The 261-nt window shown below is 64.4% G+C and carries 1 protein-coding gene; it reads right to left on the bottom strand.

Features of this window, described 5'->3' with window-relative positions; translation table 11 throughout:
* The coding region (locus tag EUU22_RS00290; RefSeq protein WP_205687799.1) for a chloride channel protein at nucleotides 1-261 on the bottom strand (261 nt) is incomplete at both ends.

Here is a 261-nt window from a genome sequence, read left to right as displayed (position 1 = left end):
CTCGCACCGTCGCACCGGCCTGCGCGCTTACCACCCGCTTCTGCATGACGTCCCGCACTTGCATGTTGCTGAGGCCCTCTATGCGCGCGAGTTCATGCAGATGCTGGCCGCCGGAGACCGAGGCTTCTCCCGAAACCGCATAGGCGATTGCCGCGCCGACCAGACTTGGAATGATGAACGAATGGCCGCCCGTGGTCTCGGCTACGAAGACTACCGCGGTGAGTGGAGTCTTGTAGCCGGCGGCGATGAACGCCGCCATCC

This window comes from Ciceribacter ferrooxidans, from assembly GCF_004137355.1.
In the GTDB taxonomy this organism is placed as follows: Bacteria; Pseudomonadota; Alphaproteobacteria; order Rhizobiales; family Rhizobiaceae; genus Allorhizobium; species Allorhizobium ferrooxidans.
Note: the sequence above shows the minus strand (reverse complement) of the source record. Positions and strands in the feature narration are given on the sequence as shown.